This window comes from Sphingobium sp. C100, from assembly GCF_000508185.1.
In the GTDB taxonomy this organism is placed as follows: domain Bacteria; phylum Pseudomonadota; class Alphaproteobacteria; order Sphingomonadales; family Sphingomonadaceae; genus Sphingobium.
In genome coordinates, this window is the sequence record NZ_AYOY01000178.1 from 1 (window position 1) to 20,074 (window position 20,074).

Annotated in this window: 21 protein-coding genes; 9 read left to right on the plus strand and 12 right to left on the minus strand. The window is 66.0% G+C overall.

The window, feature by feature from the left end:
- Positions 1 to 460 precede the first annotated feature (460 nt).
- The 8 genes from tatC to glmU all read right to left on the minus strand — a co-directional run bounded on the left by tatC (position 461) and on the right by glmU (position 7,543).
- Entirely contained in the window at positions 461 to 1,240 is a 780-nt protein-coding gene (tatC, locus tag C100_RS42400) for a twin-arginine translocase subunit TatC (RefSeq protein ID WP_024021208.1), read from the minus strand.
- Entirely contained in the window at positions 1,237 to 1,746 is a 510-nt protein-coding gene (locus C100_RS42405) for a Sec-independent protein translocase subunit TatA/TatB (RefSeq protein ID WP_024021209.1), read from the minus strand. Before C100_RS42405 ends, tatC begins: the two co-directional genes overlap by 4 nt.
- A 27-nt stretch (positions 1,747 to 1,773) precedes the next feature.
- Entirely contained in the window at positions 1,774 to 2,016 is a 243-nt protein-coding gene (locus C100_RS42410) for a twin-arginine translocase TatA/TatE family subunit (protein ID WP_024021210.1), read from the minus strand.
- Positions 2,017 to 2,050: 34 nt separating this feature from the next.
- Positions 2,051 to 2,635: an SMC-Scp complex subunit ScpB gene (scpB, locus tag C100_RS42415; protein WP_024021211.1), complete on the minus strand. Its 585-nt coding sequence runs from the start codon at positions 2,633 to 2,635 to the stop codon at positions 2,051 to 2,053.
- Positions 2,632 to 3,363 carry a segregation and condensation protein A gene (locus tag C100_RS42420; RefSeq protein ID WP_052028358.1) on the minus strand — a complete coding sequence of 244 codons (732 nt, stop codon included), beginning with the start codon at positions 3,361 to 3,363 and terminating at the stop codon, positions 2,632 to 2,634. Before C100_RS42420 ends, scpB begins: the two co-directional genes overlap by 4 nt.
- A gap of 50 nt (positions 3,364 to 3,413) precedes the next feature.
- A complete protein-coding gene (gene glmS / locus C100_RS42425) occupies positions 3,414 to 5,237 on the minus strand; it encodes a glutamine--fructose-6-phosphate transaminase (isomerizing) (RefSeq protein ID WP_024021213.1) in 1,824 nt (607 codons plus the stop codon).
- A gap of 118 nt (positions 5,238 to 5,355) precedes the next feature.
- Positions 5,356 to 6,165: a metallophosphoesterase gene (locus C100_RS42430; protein ID WP_442800326.1), complete on the minus strand. Its 810-nt coding sequence runs from the start codon at positions 6,163 to 6,165 to the stop codon at positions 5,356 to 5,358.
- Positions 6,166 to 6,250: 85 nt separating this feature from the next.
- Entirely contained in the window at positions 6,251 to 7,543 is a 1,293-nt protein-coding gene (gene glmU / locus C100_RS42435; protein WP_052028359.1) for a bifunctional UDP-N-acetylglucosamine diphosphorylase/glucosamine-1-phosphate N-acetyltransferase GlmU, read from the minus strand.
- A 175-nt stretch (positions 7,544 to 7,718) separates the two neighbouring features.
- Here glmU and C100_RS42440 point away from each other — a divergent pair, with 175 nt between their 5' ends.
- The gene (locus C100_RS42440; RefSeq protein WP_152536519.1) at positions 7,719 to 8,387 is read left to right on the plus strand and encodes an HAD family hydrolase; all 669 of its coding nucleotides are present in this window, start codon (positions 7,719 to 7,721) and stop codon (positions 8,385 to 8,387) included.
- A gap of 10 nt (positions 8,388 to 8,397) precedes the next feature.
- Positions 8,398 to 9,159, plus strand: a complete 762-nt coding sequence (locus C100_RS42445; RefSeq protein WP_024021217.1) for an enoyl-CoA hydratase/isomerase family protein — start codon at positions 8,398 to 8,400, stop codon at positions 9,157 to 9,159.
- A 3-nt stretch (positions 9,160 to 9,162) separates the two neighbouring features.
- Here C100_RS42445 and C100_RS42450 read toward each other — a convergent pair whose 3' ends face one another.
- Positions 9,163 to 9,978 (minus strand): HpcH/HpaI aldolase/citrate lyase family protein, encoded by an 816-nt coding sequence (locus C100_RS42450; RefSeq protein WP_024021218.1) that lies wholly within the window; start codon positions 9,976 to 9,978, stop codon positions 9,163 to 9,165.
- An 86-nt stretch (positions 9,979 to 10,064) separates the two neighbouring features.
- Here C100_RS42450 and C100_RS42455 point away from each other — a divergent pair, with 86 nt between their 5' ends.
- Positions 10,065 to 11,039, plus strand: a complete 975-nt coding sequence (locus C100_RS42455) for an SPFH domain-containing protein (protein ID WP_031310046.1) — start codon at positions 10,065 to 10,067, stop codon at positions 11,037 to 11,039.
- Positions 11,040 to 11,044: 5 nt separating this feature from the next.
- The gene (locus C100_RS42460; RefSeq protein WP_024021220.1) at positions 11,045 to 11,491 is read left to right on the plus strand and encodes an NfeD family protein; all 447 of its coding nucleotides are present in this window, start codon (positions 11,045 to 11,047) and stop codon (positions 11,489 to 11,491) included.
- A 130-nt stretch (positions 11,492 to 11,621) separates the two neighbouring features.
- On the opposite strand, the gene C100_RS42465 is transcribed toward C100_RS42460, so the two are convergent.
- A complete protein-coding gene (locus C100_RS42465) occupies positions 11,622 to 12,404 on the minus strand; it encodes a helix-turn-helix domain-containing protein (RefSeq protein ID WP_031310047.1) in 783 nt (260 codons plus the stop codon).
- A gap of 219 nt (positions 12,405 to 12,623) precedes the next feature.
- On the opposite strand from C100_RS42465, the gene C100_RS42470 reads away from it, so the two are divergent.
- The 5 genes from C100_RS42470 to C100_RS48420 all read left to right on the plus strand — a co-directional run bounded on the left by C100_RS42470 (position 12,624) and on the right by C100_RS48420 (position 18,291).
- The gene (locus tag C100_RS42470; protein ID WP_024021222.1) at positions 12,624 to 13,496 is read left to right on the plus strand and encodes an OmpA family protein; all 873 of its coding nucleotides are present in this window, start codon (positions 12,624 to 12,626) and stop codon (positions 13,494 to 13,496) included.
- 314 nt (positions 13,497 to 13,810) lie between these two features.
- Positions 13,811 to 14,314: a DUF421 domain-containing protein gene (locus C100_RS42475; protein ID WP_024021223.1), complete on the plus strand. Its 504-nt coding sequence runs from the start codon at positions 13,811 to 13,813 to the stop codon at positions 14,312 to 14,314.
- Between the two features lie 30 nt (positions 14,315 to 14,344).
- On the plus strand, positions 14,345 to 15,565 hold the full coding sequence (locus C100_RS42480; RefSeq protein WP_031310048.1) for a cation:proton antiporter: 1,221 nt from the start codon (positions 14,345 to 14,347) through the stop codon (positions 15,563 to 15,565).
- An 88-nt stretch (positions 15,566 to 15,653) separates the two neighbouring features.
- Positions 15,654 to 17,486 (plus strand): DUF885 domain-containing protein, encoded by a 1,833-nt coding sequence (locus C100_RS42485; RefSeq protein WP_024021225.1) that lies wholly within the window; start codon positions 15,654 to 15,656, stop codon positions 17,484 to 17,486.
- A 190-nt stretch (positions 17,487 to 17,676) separates the two neighbouring features.
- Complete coding sequence (locus tag C100_RS48420) at positions 17,677 to 18,291, plus strand: hypothetical protein (protein ID WP_152536518.1); 615 nt, start codon at positions 17,677 to 17,679, stop codon at positions 18,289 to 18,291.
- Between the two features lie 454 nt (positions 18,292 to 18,745).
- Here C100_RS48420 and C100_RS42490 read toward each other — a convergent pair whose 3' ends face one another.
- Together C100_RS42490 and C100_RS42495 are read right to left on the minus strand one after the other, a co-directional pair.
- Positions 18,746 to 19,567: an FAD-binding oxidoreductase gene (locus C100_RS42490; RefSeq protein ID WP_031310049.1), complete on the minus strand. Its 822-nt coding sequence runs from the start codon at positions 19,565 to 19,567 to the stop codon at positions 18,746 to 18,748.
- Positions 19,568 to 19,743: 176 nt separating this feature from the next.
- Entirely contained in the window at positions 19,744 to 20,055 is a 312-nt protein-coding gene (locus C100_RS42495; RefSeq protein ID WP_024021228.1) for a hypothetical protein, read from the minus strand.
- Positions 20,056 to 20,074: the final 19 nt, after the last annotated feature.

Genomic DNA, 20,074 nt, shown 5'->3' on the forward strand with positions numbered 1-20,074 from the left:
CGATCGACCGGCGGCGGCGCGGGCGCCTCCACCAGCCCGAGCGGGCGCGTGTCGGGCACCTTCACCGTGCCGCAGCGGAAAAACTGACGGCGCTTTCCCGCGGCGGACGATGATGCGGCGGCGCTGCCGCTCGAAGCGCCCCGATGCGGCATGGAAAGCTGGCAGGTGATTCGTTGCTGACATGAAGGGCGCAGCTTGGTGATAGTCCAGGGTTGCGCATTTTCCCCTCCACCGCCTGCGGCGGTCCCCCCCACCAAGCAAGCCTGGGGTGATAGTCCAGGGTTGCGCATTTTCCCCTCCACCGCCTGCGGCGGTCCCCCTCACCAAGCAAGCTTGGGGAGGATCAAGGGGCCGCTGCCGAAGAGGGATGGGTTTCACGGTTTGCCAGCCTACCCCGCTGCGATCAACTTCCTTCCGCGTGCGTTATCCGGCTGTGGAACCCGGCACGGCCGTCGCCCCGTCAGGCGGCGGCTTCCTCCGCATCTTCCGTCTTGGTCTGCCGGCGGTCGGTGAACCAGATCGCGATGATCGTGACTTCGTAGAGCAGCAGCAGCGGGATGGCGAGCATCAGCTGCGACACGACATCGGGCGGGGTCAGCACGGCGGCCAGAACGAAGGCGGCGACGATCATGTAGCGGCGCAGGCCGATCAGTTGCGCCCGCGTCACGAACCCCGCGCGGTTGAGCAGCATCAACAGCACCGGCATCAGGAAGCTGATGCCGAAGGCCAGGATGAACTGCATGACCAGGCCCAGATAGGCGTCGGCGCTCGGCAGCGCCTCGACCGACAGGCCGCTGCTGTCGCCCTGAAACTCCAGGAAGAAGTGGAAGGCGGTCGGCATCACCACGAAATAGGCCAGGCTCGCGCCCATCGCGAAGAGGAAGGGCGTCGCCAGAATGAAGGGCAGCAGCGCCTTCTTTTCCTTCGCATAAAGGCCCGGCGCGACAAAGGCCCAGAGCTGGTTGGCGATGATCGGGAAGGACAGGCAGAAAGCGCCGAAAAAGGCGATCTTCACCTGCACGAAAAAGGCTTCGTAGAGTTTGGTGTAGACGAGTCGCCCGCCGCCGTCGCCAAAGGCTTCCTTGAGCGGATGCACCAGGATCGCGAAAAGCTGCTCGGAAAAATAGAAGCACACCGCCCCGGTAATGACGAGCGCATAGACGCATTTGAGCAAGCGGCTGCGCAGCTCGATCAGATGGTCGAGCAGGGGCGCCTTGCTGTCATCGATGTCGTTGATCATGCCGCCGCATCATCCTTGCGCTGCGGGGCCGGCTGAGCCGGCGCTTCGGCCACATAGGGCGGCTTGTCGGTCGCGGCCATGGCCGGCGGCACGGGCGCGGATTCCGCGACGAACGGCGGCTTGCCAGTCGGCGTCGGCTGCTGGGGAGCTTCCGCGACATAGGGCGGCTTTTCGCCACCGGGCGCCAATTCCGGCGCAGGTTCCGCCACGAAAGGCGGCTTGCCTTGCGCGACCGTTTCCGGCGCGGGCAGCGCTTCGGTGGCGGGCGCGGGCGGATGTTCTTCCATGATCCGCTTGTTCTGCGTCGCCCATTTCTTTTCCAGCTCTTCCAGCTCCACCTCGCGCACCATGGCGTCGATGCCGGTGCGGAAATGGCGCGCCATGCCCTGGGCCTTGCCGACGATCTGCCCCAGCTTGTAGAGCGCGCGCGGCAAATCCTTCGGGCCGATCACGATCACCGCCATGATCACGATCACCAGAAATTCGGTCGAATCGATGCCAAACATGCGGAACTTTCGGCCTGTGCTAGAGGATCAGGCCTTGGTCTTTTCTTCGGACGCGGTCGCGGTCGGCGCATCCTGTTCGGGCACGCGATGGCCCTCGATCCGGGTCGCGGGCTTGGTCGCGCCGTCATCGTCGTCGTCGGCCATGCCTTTTTTGAAGCTCTTGATACCCTTGGCCACGTCACCCATCAGCCCGGAAATCCGGCCGCCACCGAACAGCAGCATGACGACCAGGAGCACGATGACCCAGTGCATCAGCGAAAAGGAACCCATAATACAACACTCCTAGTAGAAGGCCTGTCTAGGCCTAATCCTCGTCATTTTCCAGAACGGATTGGCCGCCCAGACCCTCCAGCGCCAGATCGACCGGGTCAAGCAGCCCTGCTGCGCGCAGATCTTCTATCCCCGGCAGGTCCCGGCGGCTGCTAAGGCCGAAATGTGACAGGAATTCTACGCTCGTCGCATAGATGAGCGGTCGGCCGGGCACTTCACGCCGCCCGGCAGGCCGAACCCAACCCGCCTCCATCAGCACGTCCAGCGTGCCTTTGGCCACCTGAACCCCGCGGATCGCTTCGATCTCCGCGCGGCTCACCGGCTCATGATAGGCGATGATCGCCAGCGTTTCCATCGCCGCGCGCGATAATTTGCGCGGCTCGTCCTTTTCCCGGCGCAGGATATGGGCCAGGTCGCCCGCCGTCTGGAAATGCCAGCGCCCGCCGCGTTCGACCAGATTGACGCCGCGCCCGGCATAATGGTCGGCCAGCCGGTGGAGCGCGGCGTCAATATCACCCTCGCCCACATGCAGCCTGAGTTCGCCCGGCGTCATCGGCGCTTCGGCCACGAACAGGGCGGCCTCGACCGCGCGAAGCAGGTCGTCGAGCTCCTGGGTCATGACAGCGATGCTCCCGGCACTGCGGCGCGCAGGTAAATGGGCTGAAAAATCCCGTCCTGCTGAATTTCGAGCCGCCCCTGCCGCGCCAGTTCCAGCGCGGCGACGAAGCTGCTCGCCAGCGCCGACTTGGCCTTGGGCAGGTCCATGTCGGCCGGCAGAAACGCCTCCAGCCGGGTCCAGTCGAGCGCCGCGCCGACCAGTGCGCCAACCCGCTGGATCGCTTCGTCCAGGGTCATCACCGGCCGCAGAGCGATAGTGTGGACCACCGGCTGGGTGCGGGCGCGAATCTGGCCATAGGCCTGGATCAGTTCATAGAGGCTGGCGCGCCACTGCGCCTTCTTCACCAGCCGCAGCCCTTCGGGCTTGCGACGCGCAAACACGTCGCGGCCGATCCGGTCGCGCGCCATCAACCGGGCGGACGCATCGCGCATCGCATGGAGCCGCTGGAGCCGCAATTGCAGCCGCAGCGCCATATCCTCCGGGCTGGGATCGGGCTGTTCCTGCCGGGGCAGCAGCAGCGAGGATTTAAGATAGGCGAGCCAGGCGGCCATCACCAGATAATCGGCCGCCAGCTCCAGCTTCAACTGCCGCGCGCCGTCGATGAAAGCGAGATATTGTTCGGTCAGCGCCAGGATGGAGATTTCGCGCAGGTCAACCTTCTGGCTGCGCGCGAGCGTCAGCAGCAGGTCGAGCGGCCCTTCCCAATGGTCGAAGCTGACGGTCAGCATGTCCGGCCGCGGCGCGCGGCTGGATTCGGGCGGCGCGATCAGCCCGTCGCTCACTCCACCGTCACCGATTTGGCAAGGTTGCGGGGCTGGTCGACATCGGTGCCCTTGGCCACGGCGACATGGTAGGCGAGCAGTTGCACCGGCACGGCATAGACCAGAGGCGCGATCAGCGGATGGACTTCCGGCATCTCGATCGTCGCCATGCAGCCTTCGCCGGCCAGCGCGATGCCCTCCGCGTCGGAAATCAGCACCACCTTGCCGCCGCGCGCCTGCACTTCGGCCATGTTGCTGACGGTCTTTTCGAACAATGGCCCGGACGGCGCGATCACGATCACCGGCACGGCGTCGTCGATCAGTGCGATCGGCCCATGTTTCATTTCGCCCGCGGCATAGCCTTCGGCGTGAATATAGCTGATTTCCTTGAGCTTGAGCGCCCCCTCCAGCGCCATCGGATAATCCGGTCCGCGCCCAAGATACAGCACGTCGCGCGCCGGCGCGATCAGGTGCGCCATCGCCTCGATCTGGCCGTCGCGGCCCAGCGCCTCGTTCAAGGCAGCGGGCGCTTCGGACAAATGCCAGACGATCTCCGATTCTTCCTCGGGCGTCAGCTTGCCCTTGGCCCGCGCCAGATTGGCCGCCAGCGCCGCCAGCACGGCCAACTGGCAGGTGAAGGCCTTGGTCGACGCGACGCCGATCTCCGGCCCCGCATGGGTGGGAAGCAGCAGGTCGGCCTCACGCGCCATCGAACTGGTGGGGACGTTGACGACGACCGCGATGATTTGCCCCTCCGTCCTGGCGTGGCGCAGCGCGGCCAGCGTGTCGGCGGTTTCGCCCGACTGGCTGATGAAGAGAGCGAGGCCGCCGGCTTCAAGCACCGGCTCGCGATAGCGGAACTCGCTCGCCACATCGATGTCGACAGGCACGCGGGCGAATTTCTCGAACCAATATTTGGCGACCAGGCCAGCGTAGAAGCTCGTGCCGCAAGCCACGATAGTGATGCGCTTCACCTGACCCAGGTCGAAATCCATGTCGGGCATGGCGATCTGATTTTCCATGCGGCGCAGGTAGGACCGCAGCGTCTGGGCGACGACGACCGGCTGCTCGTAAATTTCCTTTTGCATGAAATGGCGATGATTGCCCTTGTCGATCATCGCGCCGGACACGCCGGAGATCGTCACCGGCCGTTCCACCGGAACATTGTCCTTGTCGAAAATCTCGGCGCCATCGCGCGTGATGACGACCCAGTCGCCTTCCTCCAGATAGGCGATGCGCTGGGTCAGCGGCGCCAGCGCCAGCGCGTCGGAGCCAAGATAGGTTTCCCCATCGCCATAGCCCACCACCAGCGGCGACCCCAGCCGCGCGCCGATCAGCATGTCGGGATGACTGCGAAAGGCGATGGCGAGCGCAAAGGCGCCATGCAGGCGCGGCAGCACCGCGGCCACCGCATCGCGCGGGGATGCGCCCTGCTCCACCTGTTCGCTCACCAGATGGGCGACCACCTCGCTATCGGTCTGGCTGTCGAAATGCCGCCCGCGCCCCAGCAGCTCTTCGCGCAGAGGCTTGAAATTCTCGATGATGCCATTGTGGACCAGCGCGACTTCCCCGGTGGCATGGGGATGAGCGTTGCTGGTCGTCGGCGCGCCATGGGTGGCCCAGCGGGTATGGGCGATGCCGGTGGTGCCGGGCAGCGGCTCGGCCACCAGTTCCTTCACCAGATTGGCGAGCTTGCCCTCCGCCCGCCGCCGCTCGATCGCGCCGTCATGGATAGTAGCGACGCCCGCGCTGTCATAGCCGCGATATTCGAGCCGCTTCAAACCATCGACCAGCCGCTCCGCCACGTCGTCCTTGCCGATGATACCGATGATGCCGCACATGAAGGAAAAGCCCCGCCCACAAGCTGATAAACCGTAACCGCACGCCATAGCGGGCAAGTCATGGTCAAGCCATTAATGCCTCGGCACCCACGCGCCAACCGCGCAGCGGGAAAAGATTTCAACGGGGCCGGATCGTCACCAGCCAGATATCGGGCGGCGCCAGCATCCGGACAGGCAGGCCGCTGGTTCCCACTCCGGCCGCGACGATCATCGTCTTGCCATCCTCGCGATACAGGCCGCAGGCATAGCGGGTGCCATATTTCGACGGCACATAGACGATGCCGGCGAAGGGCAAGGCGACCTGTCCGCAATGGGTATGGCCGACCAGCGTCAGCGAAGGCGCGTCGGGCAGCAGCGGAAACACGTCCGGCCCATGCGACAGGATGACCGGCGCACCGCCGATCCGCGCCATCGCCGCCAGCGTGTCGGCCATGTCCACCTTGCGGGTGTAGATGTCCTTCAGCCCGCCGATCGCCAGCGGCCCGCGCCGCACCGCTCCGTCCTGCAACAGGGTGATGCCGATCCGCGCGAACGCCGCCCGCCAGTCCGGCCCGCTCAGCGCCCGGCGGTTCCGCTTGCTGCGGCTGTCATGATTGCCCAGCACCGCCACCACGCCCAACGGCGCGCGCAGGCTGGCGAAGGCGGCGATGCTCGCCCGCGCATCATAGGTCGCCCCGCCCTTGTCATCGCCGATATAATCTCCGCCCAGCAGGATGAGGTCGGGTTTCAGCGCGTTGATCTGCGCCACGATCCGCCCCATCCGCGCCGGGCTGTTGTCCGGGCCGGACAGATGCGTGTCGGTCAGCAGCGCGAGAGTGACGGGCTTGCGCGGCGCGTCGGCCGGAAACGGCAGCGCGATCTCCGCCCGCCGCACCACCGGCATGGCGCGGGCGTTGTGGACCAGCCAGAGCGCGAAGCCCCCGGCCATCACGACCAGGGCGAGCAGCGCCCAGAGGATTTTGCGCGCCAGCGTCATGCGAGAATAGGCGCCTGCGTCGGCACGGGTCTCGAAATCACCCGTTCGCCTTCTTGGCCATCATCCGTTCGCGGAAGCGCTTGGCCCATCCGGCCTTGCCCACCTGTTCCGGCCGGACCAGACAGAGCGCATCCGCCTCCACCGGCCGCGTCACGACGCTGCCCGCCGCGACGATCGCGCCGTCGCCGATGCTGGCCGGGGCGACCAGCGCGCTGTTGGAGCCGATGAACGCGCCTGCGCCGATCTCCGTACGATATTTGAAAAAGCCGTCATAGTTGCAGGTGATGGTGCCCGCGCCGATATTGGCCCCCGCCCCGACGCTGGCGTCGCCGATATAGGACAGGTGATTGGCCTTGGCCCCCTCGCCCAGGCTCGCCTGCTTGATCTCGACGAAATTGCCGACCTTGGCCTTTTCACCGATCTGCGCGCCGGGCCGCAGCCGCGCATAGGGGCCGACATCCGCGCCCCGCGCCACGGTCGCCCCCTCCAGATGGGAAAAGGCGTGGATCGTCACATCGTCCGCCACACTGACGCCGGGACCGAACACCACATTGGGCTCCACCACCACGTCGCGGCCCAGCACCGTGTCATGGGCGAAGAACACCGTTTCGGGCGCCACCAGCGTTGCGCCCTCGCGCATCGCCTCCACCCGGCGCCGCGCCTGCCACATCGCCTCGACCCCGGCCAGTTCGACCCGGCTGTTGACGCCCGCCACTTCCCACGCCTCGGTCTCGATCACCGCGCTTTGTCCGCCGGGCAGCATGACGATGTCGGGCAGATAATATTCGCCCGCAGCATTCTGGTTGCCGATCTGGTCGAGCAGGACGAACAGGTCGGTCGATCGCACCGCCATCAGCCCGCTATTGCACAAGGTCACGGCCCGTTCCGCCTCGGTCGCGTCCTTATATTCCACCATCTTCTCGATGATGCCCTGCCCGTCGGCGATGATGCGGCCATAGGCGGCGGCGTCATCGGGGCGAAAGCCCAGCACCACCGCGCGCGGCTCGTCCCCGCGATTGAGCCGCTCGACCATCGCGCGCATCGTGTCGGCCCGCACCAGCGGCACATCGCCATAGAGGATCAGGACATCGCCCGCGAAGCCCGCCAGCGCGTCATGCGCCTGGGCGACCGCATGGCCGGTGCCCAGTTGCTGCCCCTGCACCGCGATCACCGCGCCGGTGCCGGCCACCGCCTGCTCCACCTGCGCGCGCCCGGCGCCGGCCACCACCACCTGCCGTGCAGGCTTCAGCTCGGCGGCGCTCGCCAGCAGGTGCAGCAGCATCGGCCGCCCGGCGACGGGATGCAGCACCTTGTGCAGCGCGGATTTCATCCGCGTTCCCTGCCCGGCGGCAAGGATGATGACGGCGAGCGGGCGGGCGGTCGGGTTGGGAGCGGTCACTTGCGACAGATCCTTGGAAAGAAGCGTGAACAGACATGCCCTCTGCCATGTTTGGCTTGCCATTGCCACCATGGGCGCGGCATGGCGCGGCATGGCAGCGAGAAATCTGGACCCGATCCCCTTCGACATCGTCGGCTTCGACCTGGACGGCACGTTGATCGACACCAGCGGCGATCTGGCCGCGGCGGTCAACCACGCCATCGGCACGATCGACCGACCGCCCTTCCCGGCCGCATCGATCCACCCCTTCGTCGGCAAGGGCGCCAGGATCATGCTCGCGCGCGCGCTCGACGCATCGGGCGGCTATGACGATGCCTTGCTGACCCGGCTGCTGCCCGTCCTGCTCGATTATTATGAGCAGAATCTCGCCATTCATTCGATCCCCTATCCCGGCCTGCTCACGGCGATGGACGCCCTCGCCGCGCGCGGGGTCCGCCTCGCCATCTGCACCAACAAGGCGGAGCGTTTCACCATCCCCCTGATGCACCAGATCGGCCTGTCTGAGCGGTTCGCGGCCATTGTGGGCGGCGACACGGTCGGCGTGTCAAAGCCCGATCCCGCGCCGATCCGCGCCATGATCGACCGCGCCGGCGGCGGCCGCGCCATCTTCATCGGCGATACGATCAACGACATCGCCGGCGCGCGCAATGCCGGCATAGCCAATGTCGCGGTCAGCTTCGGCTTTCTCGACGGCCCGGTCGAACAGTTGGAGGCGGATGCCGTCATCCATCATTTCGACGAGCTTGTCCCGTTGCTGGAACGCTGGCCGGCATGATGCGCCGGTCATGACAGTGCGGCTGGAACAGGATGGCCCGGTCGCCCGGCTGCTGATCGACCGGCCGGATCGCCGCAACGCCATGACCCAGGCGATGTGGGAGGAACTGCCCCGCCTCGTCGCGCGGGCCATGACCGACGACGCCGTCCGCGTCCTCATCCTCGCCTCCGCCACGCCCGGCCTGTTCTGCGCCGGCGCGGACATCGGCGAATTTGCCGCCTGTGCGGGCGATGCCGACTGGCGCGTCGCCAATCAGGCGGCGATCCGGTCCAGCCAATATGCGATCGCCCATGCCGAAAAGCCGGTGATCGCCGCGATCGAGGGTGATTGCATCGGCGGCGGCTGCGGCCTCGCCATCGCCTGCGACCTGCGGATCGCCGCCCCGGCGGCCCGCCTTGGCATCACGCCGGCCAAATTGGGCATCGTCTATTCGCTGTTCGACACCAAATTGCTGGTCGATCTGGTCGGTCCGGCCCGCGCGAAACGCATCCTCTTCACCGCCGCGCTGCACGATGCCGACACGGCGCTGGCGATCGGCCTGGTCGACGAAATCGCGGCCGACCCCCGCGCCGCCGCCGACGCGCTCGCCCGCACCATCGCCGCCAACGCCCAGCATAGCGTGCGGTCGACCAAGGCGATCATCCGCCGCATCCTGGATGGTCAGGCGGACGACGACGCCACCACCCTCGCCCTGTTCCGCGACGCCTTCGCCCGCCCCGACTTCGCCGAAGGCGTCGCCGCCTTCCGCGAAAAACGCCGCCCGGATTTTTGAGGGCTAAAGCCCAACCGCCTCCGCCCGCGCGATCAGGGCGCGGGCTTCTTCGACATGCATCGTCTCGATCATCCGCCCCTCGAAGCGTTCCGCGCCGCCAGTCGCCGCCTCGACCAGCCGCCGCGCGTCCGCCACCGCCTGCGCATCGGGTCCGAAGACCTGGTTCGCCACCGGCACCTGGGACGGATGGATCAGCGTCTTGCCGTCAAAGCCCAGCGCATGGCCCTCGGCGCATTCGGCCTCCAGTCCAGCTTCATCCTCCAGCCGGTTGAACACGCCGTCGAACGCCGCGACACCGGCCGCCCGCGCCGCCAGCAGCACCGTCTGCATCGCCAGGGACAGGCCAGCCCGCCCGGCCATCGGCGGTATGCCCAGATCCTTGCGCAGGTCGTTCGTGCCGATGAACAGGCCCGCGCACCCCTCGCCGCCCGCGATCGCAGTGGCCGCCAGCACGCCGCGCGCGCTTTCGATCATCGCGATCACCGGCTTCTGGCTGACGGAAAACACATCCTTGACCTGTTTGGGATGCTCGACCTTGGGCAGCACGACATAATCCGCCGCCGTGCCCTTCAGCGCCACCATCTCGCGCCCGTGGCTCGGCATCCCCTCGACATTGATCCGCACCGCGCTCAGCCGGCCGTCAAACCCCTCGCCCAGCGCGGCGATCGCGCCGTCCAGCGCCTCGCCCTTGCGATCGTCGGGCACGGCGTCCTCCAGGTCCAGGATCACCATGTCGCACGGCAATGTCCGCGCCTTGGCGATGGCGCGGGGGTTGGACGCGGGCAGGAACAGCAGCGATCGGGCGTGGCGCAGCAACATGGCGAAACTCTCCTTCCGGTTTGACTTTCCCCGTTAAAGATTAGCGCGCATAATCCAACCCCAGGATCGGGGAGACAGGTATGAACATGCTGACGACATTCGCGCTTACGCTCACGGGGCTCGTGCTCTTCTACCTCGCCGTCAGCGTGAAGGTGGTGCGGCAGGGCTATCAATATACGATCGAGCGGTTCGGCCGTTTCACGGAAGTCGCAAAGCCCGGTCTCAATTTCTACCCCGCCTTCTTCTACGCGGTCGGCCGCCGGATCAACATGATGGAGCAGGTGGTCGATATTCCGGGCCAGGAAATCATCACCAAGGACAATGCCATGGTGTCGGTCGACGGCGTGGTCTTCTTCCAGGTGCTGGACGCGGCCAAGGCGGCCTATGAAGTGTCCGAACTCTATGTCGCGATCATGCAGCTCGCCACCACCAACCTGCGCACGGTGATGGGGTCGATGGACCTGGACGAAACCCTGTCGAAGCGCGACGAGATCAACGCCCGCCTGCTGTCGGTCGTCGATCAGGCGACCAATAGCTGGGGCATCAAGATCACCCGCGTCGAACTCAAGGACATTCGCCCGCCCGCCGACATCGTCAACGCCATGGGGCGTCAGATGAAGGCGGAGCGGGAGAAGCGCGCCAACATCCTGGATGCCGAAGGCGCCCGCGCCGCCGAAATCCTGCGCGCCGAGGGCGAGAAGCAGGGCCAGATATTGCAGGCCGAAGGGCGCCGCGAAGCCGCCTTCCGCGACGCAGAGGCCCGCGAGCGCGAGGCGGAGGCGGAGGCCAAGGCGACGCAGATGGTGTCCGACGCCATTTCCGCCGGCAATCCGCAGGCGCTCAACTATTTCATCGCGCAAAAATATACCGAAGCCGTCAGCCAGTTCGCCACCTCGCCCAATGCCAAGACCATCCTTTTCCCGGTGGAGGCGACGCAGCTGATCGGCACGCTGGGCGGCATCGGCCAGCTCGCCAAGGACGCGCTGGGGCCGGACGGGATGCCCGTGCCCACGCCCCCCATCCCGCCGCGCCGCGGTCCCTTCGGCCAGAATCAGGGATAGGGGCGATGACCGACTGGCTCACCCTGCTGGAGGATCATTGGGCCTGGCTGATCTTCGCCGCGCTGCTGGGCATTGGCGAGGTGATGATCCCCGGCGTGTTCCTGATCTGGATCGCGGTCGCCGCCGCGATCACCGGCCTCGTCGCGCTCGCCCTGCCGATCGGCCTTGCCGTGCAGTTCCTCCTCTTTGCAGCGCTCAGCATCGCGGCGGTCTATGGCGGCCGCCGCTGGTATGCGGACAATCCCGTCGCCTCCACCGATCCCCTGCTCAACGACCGCACCGCCCGCCTGATCGGCCAGACCGTGACCGTGGTGGAGCCGATCAGCGGCGGCGAAGGCCGCGTCAAGGTCGGCGACAGCGTCTGGACCGCGCGCGGCCCCGACGCCGCGCCGGGCGCGCGCGTGCGCGTGGTGCGCGCCGAGGGGACGGTGCTGTGGGTGGAGGGGCACTGACGCCGGGCCGCGCATTTCCCCCTCCACCGCCTGCGGCGGTCTCCCTCCCCAAGCAAGTTTGGGGAGGATTCACGACTGTCTTGCTTCCCCCGCCACGGCTTAGGCCCGCTGTCGCCCGACGGGCCTCTCCTCACTCGATGGTCACGCCGACCACCTGCCAACCGCCTGCTTCGCGCTCCAGCGTCACCGTCTCCATCGCTTCGGCCTTGCTGGCGAAGTCGGTGCGGAACTTGATCACCGTGTAGCCATAGGGCGGCGCCGGCAAATCCTGCTGGCTCATGAAAGTTCGCGATGTCGCCGCGCCCAGCGGCGCGCGCACCTGTTCGGATACGGATGCCCAGACCTGCGCGGTGTTGAGCTTGCGGAACGCGGCGCCGGTCAGGCCATAGCTCTCCTCCCAGCGCCGCTGATCCAGCAGCGCCAGAAATTTCCGTGCGAATTGCACCAACTCGGCATTTGCGGGCGTCTCGGCGGCTGCCGGAGAGGCGTGTGGCGCGGAAGCGCCCTGAGAGAGGGTCGCGATCGCGAGCAGTCCAAGAACCAGGGTCATGAGCAATACTCCAATGAGCATAAGGCGACGACGATCCGCCCGCCCCGCGCCGCCGGTCGGCGCGCCTCTCTCATCCCGTGGCGGATCGCAAGCGTCAGCCCCGATTTCGCTGTCCCCCAATAAGTGAGGGGTGGGGGACGGAAGGCTGTCCCCCTCCACGTCCAGCAGCAGACGCGCGGCCTCACGGCTGCTCGACACCGCCATCTTGCGGCGCGCGTCGCGCAGACGCTCGTGGATCGTGTGGACCGAAAGGCCCAGATCACGCGCGATCGATTTGGCGTCATGCCCGCGCACCATCAGGCGCAGCGTCTGCTTCTCCTTTTCGGTGAGCGTTGAGACGCCCTCTTTCACGCTTATGCCCATGTCCTTCATGACTAGGCCCGCCACCGCGCCGCAGCCACCCCGAAAAATTCGTATCTGCCTGTCCGTGCCGCCCCGCCGCCCCCGCTTCCGCATCAACTCGGCTCGCCCGGCGCTCGCACCGGCGGCACATCGGCTGGCCGCGCCGGCGCCATTCATCTGCGCGCAATATTGGCGCGAACAGGCAGGCTCGGCTTGTCAGATGAAAGAAGGAGGATCGCCATGCATGTCATTTCAAAGGGTCGGGGAACATTGCTGCTGCTTGCCACGCTCGCCGCGCCGATGTCGGCCAGCCTAGCCGCACAGGAAGCGCCGCCGGCCGACCTGTCCGCGACGATCAGCGCGCCCGAACCCGCCCCCGTCGAAGCGGTTGAGGGACCGAAGATCGAAGGCATCATCTCCGCGCGCAGCGGCGACCGGATGCAGGTCACCGGCGCGGATGGCGCCAACAATGTCGTCGCCGTCAACGACGCGACGTTGATCCGGGCAAGCGGCGGTTTTCTGGGCCTGGGCCGGGACACGCTGGGCGCGGACGCGCTGCTGAACGGCCTGCCCGTCAGCGTCGAGACGGTGCAGGCGGCCGATGGCCTGGTCGCGACCCGTATCGCGCTCAAGAACAAGGATCTCAAGACCGCGTCGATGATCCGCGGCGGCACGGCCCAGGGCTTTGCCGAGCAGACGGCGGCGACCGAAGCGCTGCGCGGCCGTGTGGGCGACATCGACCAATATAATGTGAAAAGCACGACCAACGTGAATTTCGACACGGGCAAGGCGGCGCTGTCGCCACAGGCCAAGAATGACCTGTGCGCCACGGCCGGCGCGGCCGAGCAGATGGACCACGCCCTGCTCCTGGTCGTGGGCTATACCGACTCGACCGGCAGCGAGGAATATAACCAGACACTGAGCGAAAAGCGCGCCGGCAGCGTCGTCAACTATCTGCAACAAGTGTGCGGCTGGAAACCCTATCGCATGTTGACGCCAACCGGCATGTCCGAAGCGCAGCCCATGGCCAGCAACGACACGGCTGAGGGCAAGGCCGAAAATCGCCGCGTTGCGGTGAATATCCTGGTCAGCAAGGGGCTGGACGGACTGTAAGCGGTTACCGGGGGATGGACCGCCATCCCCCCATGCGCGTCGGCCGGGGCACGTGGCGCGCTGACCCAGCCGATCCGCTACGCCGGTTATGGGTGGGAAGCGGATTAGCGGTTTTTCTGGATCCTTGATCGTCACCCCAGCGAAAGCCGGGGTCTCGATGGGTCTGGCGTGTCATTGCCTGAGATCCCAGCTTTTGCTGGGATGACGGAAGATGGTCGCCGGCAGTCCTATCCCCCTCCGCCTGCGCGCTCGGCTCTTTGGGGCGTCCATCGCCACCGGGGAACCCCTCACCCCTGCCCGTGCGTTGTCGCGGCATGTTTTTCGACAATCTCCAGGGGCTGCTGCGCGTCGCGGTCATCGCCGTCATCGCTTATGTCTGGCTGGTCGTGGTGCTGCGCTTTGCTGGAAAGCGCTCGCTCTCGAAACTCAACGCCTTCGACCTGGTGGTGACGGTCGCGCTCGGCTCGACGCTTGCGACCGTGTTGCTCAGCAAGGACATCGCGTTCCTGGAAGGCGCGCTCGCTTTCTGCATGTTGGCGTTGCTGCAATGGCTGGTCGCGCGACTGTCGATCCGGTCGGCCTGGTTCAGCGATCTGGTGCGCTCGCGCCCGCGCCTGCTGGTCGAGGATGGCGTCCTGCGACACGCCGCGCTACGCGATGAGCGCGTGACCAGGGCGGAGGTGGAGGCGGCGATCCGCAAGAGCGGCATCGGCCGCATCGAGGATGTCGGCGCGGTCGTGCTGGAAAGCGATGGCAGCCTCAGCGTCATTGCGCGCGCCGACGGAGGCTATAGCGTGCTCGACTCGGTCGAGCGCTGATCGGCCGACGATGCGGAAAAGGAAATGGGCATGGCGGACCTTGAACTGATTGATCTGGGAATGCTGCTGGTCGTGACATCGCTCGTCGCGATGATGTCGCGGCGCATCGGGCTGCCCTACACCGCCGGCCTGGTGCTCGCGGGGATCGCGCTGGCGCTCCTGCCGATCGGCATCGACCTGCCGCTGTCGCGCGAACTGATCTTCAACATCTTCCTGCCGCCCCTGATTTTCGAGGCGGCGTTGCAGATGCCCTGGCGCCGCCTGCGCGATCAGTTGCCGCTGACGATCACGCTCGCCTTTCTGGGCGTGGCGATCTCGGCCAGCGTGGTCGCGGGCGGGCTTCACTGGCTGCTGGGCTGGAGCTGGCTGGGCGCGGCCTTTTTCGGCGTGCTGATCGCGGCGACGGACCCCGTCTCCGTCATCGCCGCCTTCAAGGAGATGAAGGCCGAACCGCGCCTGTGCATGGTCGTCGAATCCGAAAGCCTGCTCAACGACGGCGTGGCCGCGGTCGGCTTTTCGATCCTGCTGGGCCTGGCGGGCGGCGGGTCGCTGACTCCTGTCGCGGCGCTGGGCGAGCTGGCCTGGACGGTGTTGGGCGGGGTCGCTGCGGGCGCAAGCATCGCCTTCGTCCTGCTGAAGCTGGCCGGCCGCACTGAAGATCATCTGGTGGAAATCACGCTGACGACGGTGATCGCATGGGGCAGTTTCCTGCTGGCCGAACATCTGGGCGCGTCCGGCGTGTTCGCGGCGCTCGCCGCCGGGGTGATCGTCGGCAATCTGGGCTGGCGTCGCGCCATTTCCGAACATGGCCGGTCGCATGTTCTGGGTTTCTGGGACTATGCCGCCTTCCTCGCCAACTCGCTCCTCTTCCTGATGATCGGCAGCCATGAGGCGCATCAGCCGCTGGCGCTGGTGTCGGGTGCGCTTGCTTTCGTCATCGTGCTGACGCTGGTCGGGCGGGCGGCGGCGGTCTACCCCCTTTCCTTCCTGTTCCGCCGGACCGCGCTGCGGCTGCCCGCCACTTATCAGCATGTCTTGCTGTGGGGCGGCCTGCGCGGCGCGGTCGGGCTGGCGCTGGCGCTCGCCGTGCCCGCCAGCGTGCCCGAACGGGGGCAGATCATCGTGCTGACATTCGGCGTCGTCGCCTTCTCCATCTTCCTTCAGGGCCTGACCATGCCACCGCTGCTGCGCCGGTGGAAGCTGACCGGCGATGGCGCGCAGTCGGACCAGCCGCAGGATGCTGCGTCATAATCCGTGCCCAACCGGAAATAGCATGTCGAAATCTGCGGGAATATGCGAAGCTGAAGGCAGACAGCCCCTCCCGGAGACATGCGATCCCATGAACACCACCCGCCGCGAACTGCTCGCCGCCGGCGCCTCCGCCTTTGCCCTCTCCGTCCTCCCTGCCCGCGCCATTGCCGCCACCCCGCCCGACGCGCGGGCCGAAGCGATGCTGGCCGACATGGCGCAAGCGATGCTGATGGACGCGCCCGAAACCGCCAGCGGCCTTGGCATCGACACCGGCGCGCGGGCGGCGCTCAAGTCGCGCCTGGGCGACAAGAGCCCGGCAGGGCAAGCGCGCATCGCCGCCCATGTGCGCGATCGCCTCGCCCGGCTGCGCGCCATCGACCTCGACGCCCTGTCTCCGGCCACCCGCACGGACGTGGAAGTGGCGCGCGCCAGCCACGAACTGGCGGCGGACGGTTTCGCCTTCCCCTTTGGCGACATGGCGATGATGAACAGCAACTGGTCCTATCGCAACGCGCCCTATGCGGTCGCGCAAAATACCGGCAGCTTCGTCGAAACGCCCGACTTCCTCGATTCCAACCACAGCATCAAGGACATAGCGGACGCCGACGCCTATCTCGCCCGCCTGACCGCCTATGCCGCCAACCTGGACGGCGAAACCGAACGGCTGCGCCATGACGCGGGCATCGGCGTCGTCGCCCCCGCCTTCCTGCTCGACAAGACGCTGGGCCAGATGACCGGCGTGCAGGCTCAACCCTTCGACCAATGGGTGCCGGTCGCCTCCATCGCCCGCCGCACGCAGGCCATGCCGGGCGACTATGCGGCCAAGGCAGAGGCGATCGTCCGCGATCAGGTCGCGCCCGCCCTCGCCCGCCAGGTCGCAGAACTCCAGCGCCAGCGCACCGGCGCGACGATGGACGCGGGCGTGTGGAAGCTGCCGCAGGGCGAGGATTATTACGCCTGGGCCTTGCGCGCCGGCACGACCACGACGATGCGCCCGGACGAGGTGCATCAACTCGGTCTCGACCAGCTCGCCGCGCTCCAGTCCGAAATGGACGGCCTGCTCAAGGGCCTGGGCATGACGAAGGGCACGGTCGGCGAGCGCATGACCGCCATGGGCAAAGACCCGCGCTACCTCTTCCCCAACAATGACGAGGGGCGGACGCAGATCCTGGCCTATATCGACGGACGGCTGGCCGACATCCGCACCCGCCTGCCCCGCGCCTTCGCAACCTTGGTGCCGGCCAAGCTGGTGGTGAAGCGGGTGCCGGTGGAGATCGAGGCGGGCGCGCCCGGCGCCTATGCCGGGGCCGGGTCGATCGACGGCAGCGTGCCGGGCAACTATTATATCAACCTGCGCGATACCAGCATCTGGCCGCGCTACAGCCTGCCGACGCTCTGCTATCATGAAGGGATACCCGGCCATATCTGGCAGGGCGAATATACCTATAAACTGCCGCTGATCCGCTCGTTACTGGCGTTCAACGCCTATTCCGAAGGCTGGGCGCTTTATGCCGAGCAGCTGGGCGACGAACTGGGCGCCTATGACGGCGATGTCGCCGGGCGGCTGGGTTATCTCCAGTCGATCGCCTATCGCTGCTGCCGCCTCGTCGTCGACACCGGGCTGCACGCCAAGCGCTGGACACGGGAAAAGGCGATCACATGGTTCGCCACAACCAACGGCTCGACGGTCGAGGATGTGCAGGGCGAGGTCGACCGTTACTGCGCCTGGCCGGGGCAGGCCTGCGGCTACAAGGTCGGTCATGGCGAGATCAACCGGCTGCGCGCCATGGCGAAGACCGCGCTGGGCGACCGCTTCGACTTCCGCCTGTTCAACGACGCCGTGGTGACGGGCGGCGGCGTGCCGATGACGGTGCTGGCGGGCAATGTGGATGCGTGGGTGGAGGCGCGGAAGCGGGTGTAACGGGCCGGCGACGGGCCTTGGAGTGCGGAATGTCTGCTGCCGAGCAAAGTCGGCCATTTGCTCGCGAATTTGCGATGCTCCGAAGCGGACGCTGACGCAAAACACCTGATTGTCGTCAGGCAAATGTATTTCCTTCGTTTTTCAGAAAGAATTTGATCGTAGGCAAGCAAGGCCAGAATTAGGAGTTCTCATGCGCCTCGCGTTTTGCCTCTCGCTTATAGTCGCAATCAGCGGCGGACCTCTTGTGGCTGCACCGCCATCTGATGAAATGGCTCGTTCGATCGCTGATCTTAGCGGGAAAAGTTGTTTCGGTATTGCTGCCGGTACGATCGAAATGCCCACCGTCGCCGATCCCAACGCACTCGATAAATCGGTTAAAGCCATTGAAGGCATAGGACTGAATTACGGTGTGAATGACAGTATGATGAAGGGGTTGGGGAGGCCCGGCCTGGCACTCATTTCGCAGGCAACGATGGGGTCAAAATCATTTGAACAAGGTGAAGTAGTTTTGGCGGTTGGTGGTCGTCAGCTTGGCTGTCGTGTAATTTTACTGTCGGAACCCACCGTAAACATCACTGATGCCATCTCGACCCAGCTTTCGCGAGCTGACTGGAAGCCGGTGCCCAGCATGACCGCTATGCGGGGTGCTATAGAACGACGCGCATTTTTCAGACGGGATGGGAAAGGAAATCCCTACCTGATGAACCTGATGACGATCACCAGCCCTGCGCCAGATTCAAAGCTGCGAATGTTCACCACGACCATTCGCATTCCCAGCGGAGTCCAACTGCCCGAAGGGCTATAGGCGCACTCTGCCGTCGGAAATCGCATGATAGGCGTCAGGGCATGACGCAAATCCAAAGCGATCGCGCCGATCCCAGCACTGCGCAGCAATCGTGCCTGCCCGACTGTCCGACAAACACTATCGCATTGCAAACTGGTACGATAACCTCACGATCAGGGTTTTCCGGCACCGTCAAATGTCCGCTATCTGCCTATGCCATCCCGAAACCCGCCAGTCCGCTCTCCACCCTCTGTCGTCATTCCCGCGAAAGCGGGAACCCGTTTCCTGGCCTCACACCCGGTGCGCCGCTGAGGCGATAGCGCCCCGGCTGCGCGGAATCACCATAGGGGAGATCCCGTTCCGCGCCCCATCCCCTTCGCTCGCCCCAGGCGCGGGCGCGCACAGGGCGGGTCGCCAAAACGAAAGGCCGGAGGATCGCTCCCCCGGCCTTCGTCATTCGCTCTGGCGTCAAGCCTCAGCCCACGAACGCCCGTTCGATCACGAACTGGCCCGGCGCGGCGTTGGAGCCTTCGGTGAAGCCCTGCTCTTCGAAATAGGCGGCGAACTGCTTGATCATCTCCATGCTGCCGCACATCATGATCCGGTCGGTTTCGGGGTCGAACTTCGCCGGCCCGTCAATGCCTTCGAACAGGGCGCCGCTTTCGACCAGCTTGTCGATACGCTGCCTGTTGCCCTCGAACGGCTCGCGGGTCACGGTCGGCACATAATGGAACTGGGCGGGCGCCTGTTCGGACACCAGCGGGTCTTGCGCCCATTTACCTTCCTGCTCGTCGCGGAAGGCGAGGTCGCTGACCCGGCGCACCGAATGGACGACGACGACCTGCTCGTAAAATTCATAGACGTCCGGGTCGCGCGCCAGGCTGAGAAACGGGGCAAGGCCCGTGCCGGTCGACAGCATGAACAGCCGCTTACCCGGCAGCAGCGCGTCGGTGACCAGTGTGCCGGTCGGCTTGCGGCCGAGATAAATCTGGTCGCCCGGCTGGATCAGCTGCAACTTTGACGTCAGCGGACCATCCTGCACCTTGATCGACAGAAACTCGATCTCCTCGTCCCAGCTTGGGCTGGCGACGGAATAGGCGCGCAACAGCGGCTTGCCATTGTCGCCGCGCAGACCGATCATCACGAATTCGCCCGATCGGAAGCGGAAACTGGCCGGCCTGCTGATGCGGAAGCTGAAGAGATGCTCGTTCCAGTGCCGCACCGACAGCACCGTCTCCACGGAAAGCGCGCCGGTGGGTTCCAATACCGGCTGTTCGATCGTCACGTCGGTCAACATCTTATCCTTGCCTTGCGCCGGCATCGTTCAGCGACGCCAGTTGCGGATCATTCGCAATACATATGATGCTCGCGAATTGGGGCTTCCGCGCGCCGATGGCAAGGCCAAAAAAACTTTGCGCCGGGAAAGGGCGCCCTTCATGCGCCCGCCCGCCCTTCGATTGCGCCCTTCGGCGATCAGCCGAACAGGCCCTTGGCGATGCCGCCCAGTTCGTTGAGCGGATTGCCGTCGCCGTCCCGGTCGAACAGGCCGCCCAACTTGCCCATGATGGCTTCCGGCCCTCCGAACGCGCCCAGCAAATCCTGCAACTTGTCGGCCGACACGCCATGTTCGGCCGCCGTTTCGGTCAGCGCCGCCACGCTGGTTTCGCCAGAACCGATCTTGGCGCTGATCTCCGCCATCAATCCCTGCATCTGCTCGGGCGTCACGCCGATCTGCGCCGCGATCGCTTCCAGACCACCCAGCTTGCCAATCAGATTGTCGAACATGGCTTTGCACTCCCGCATG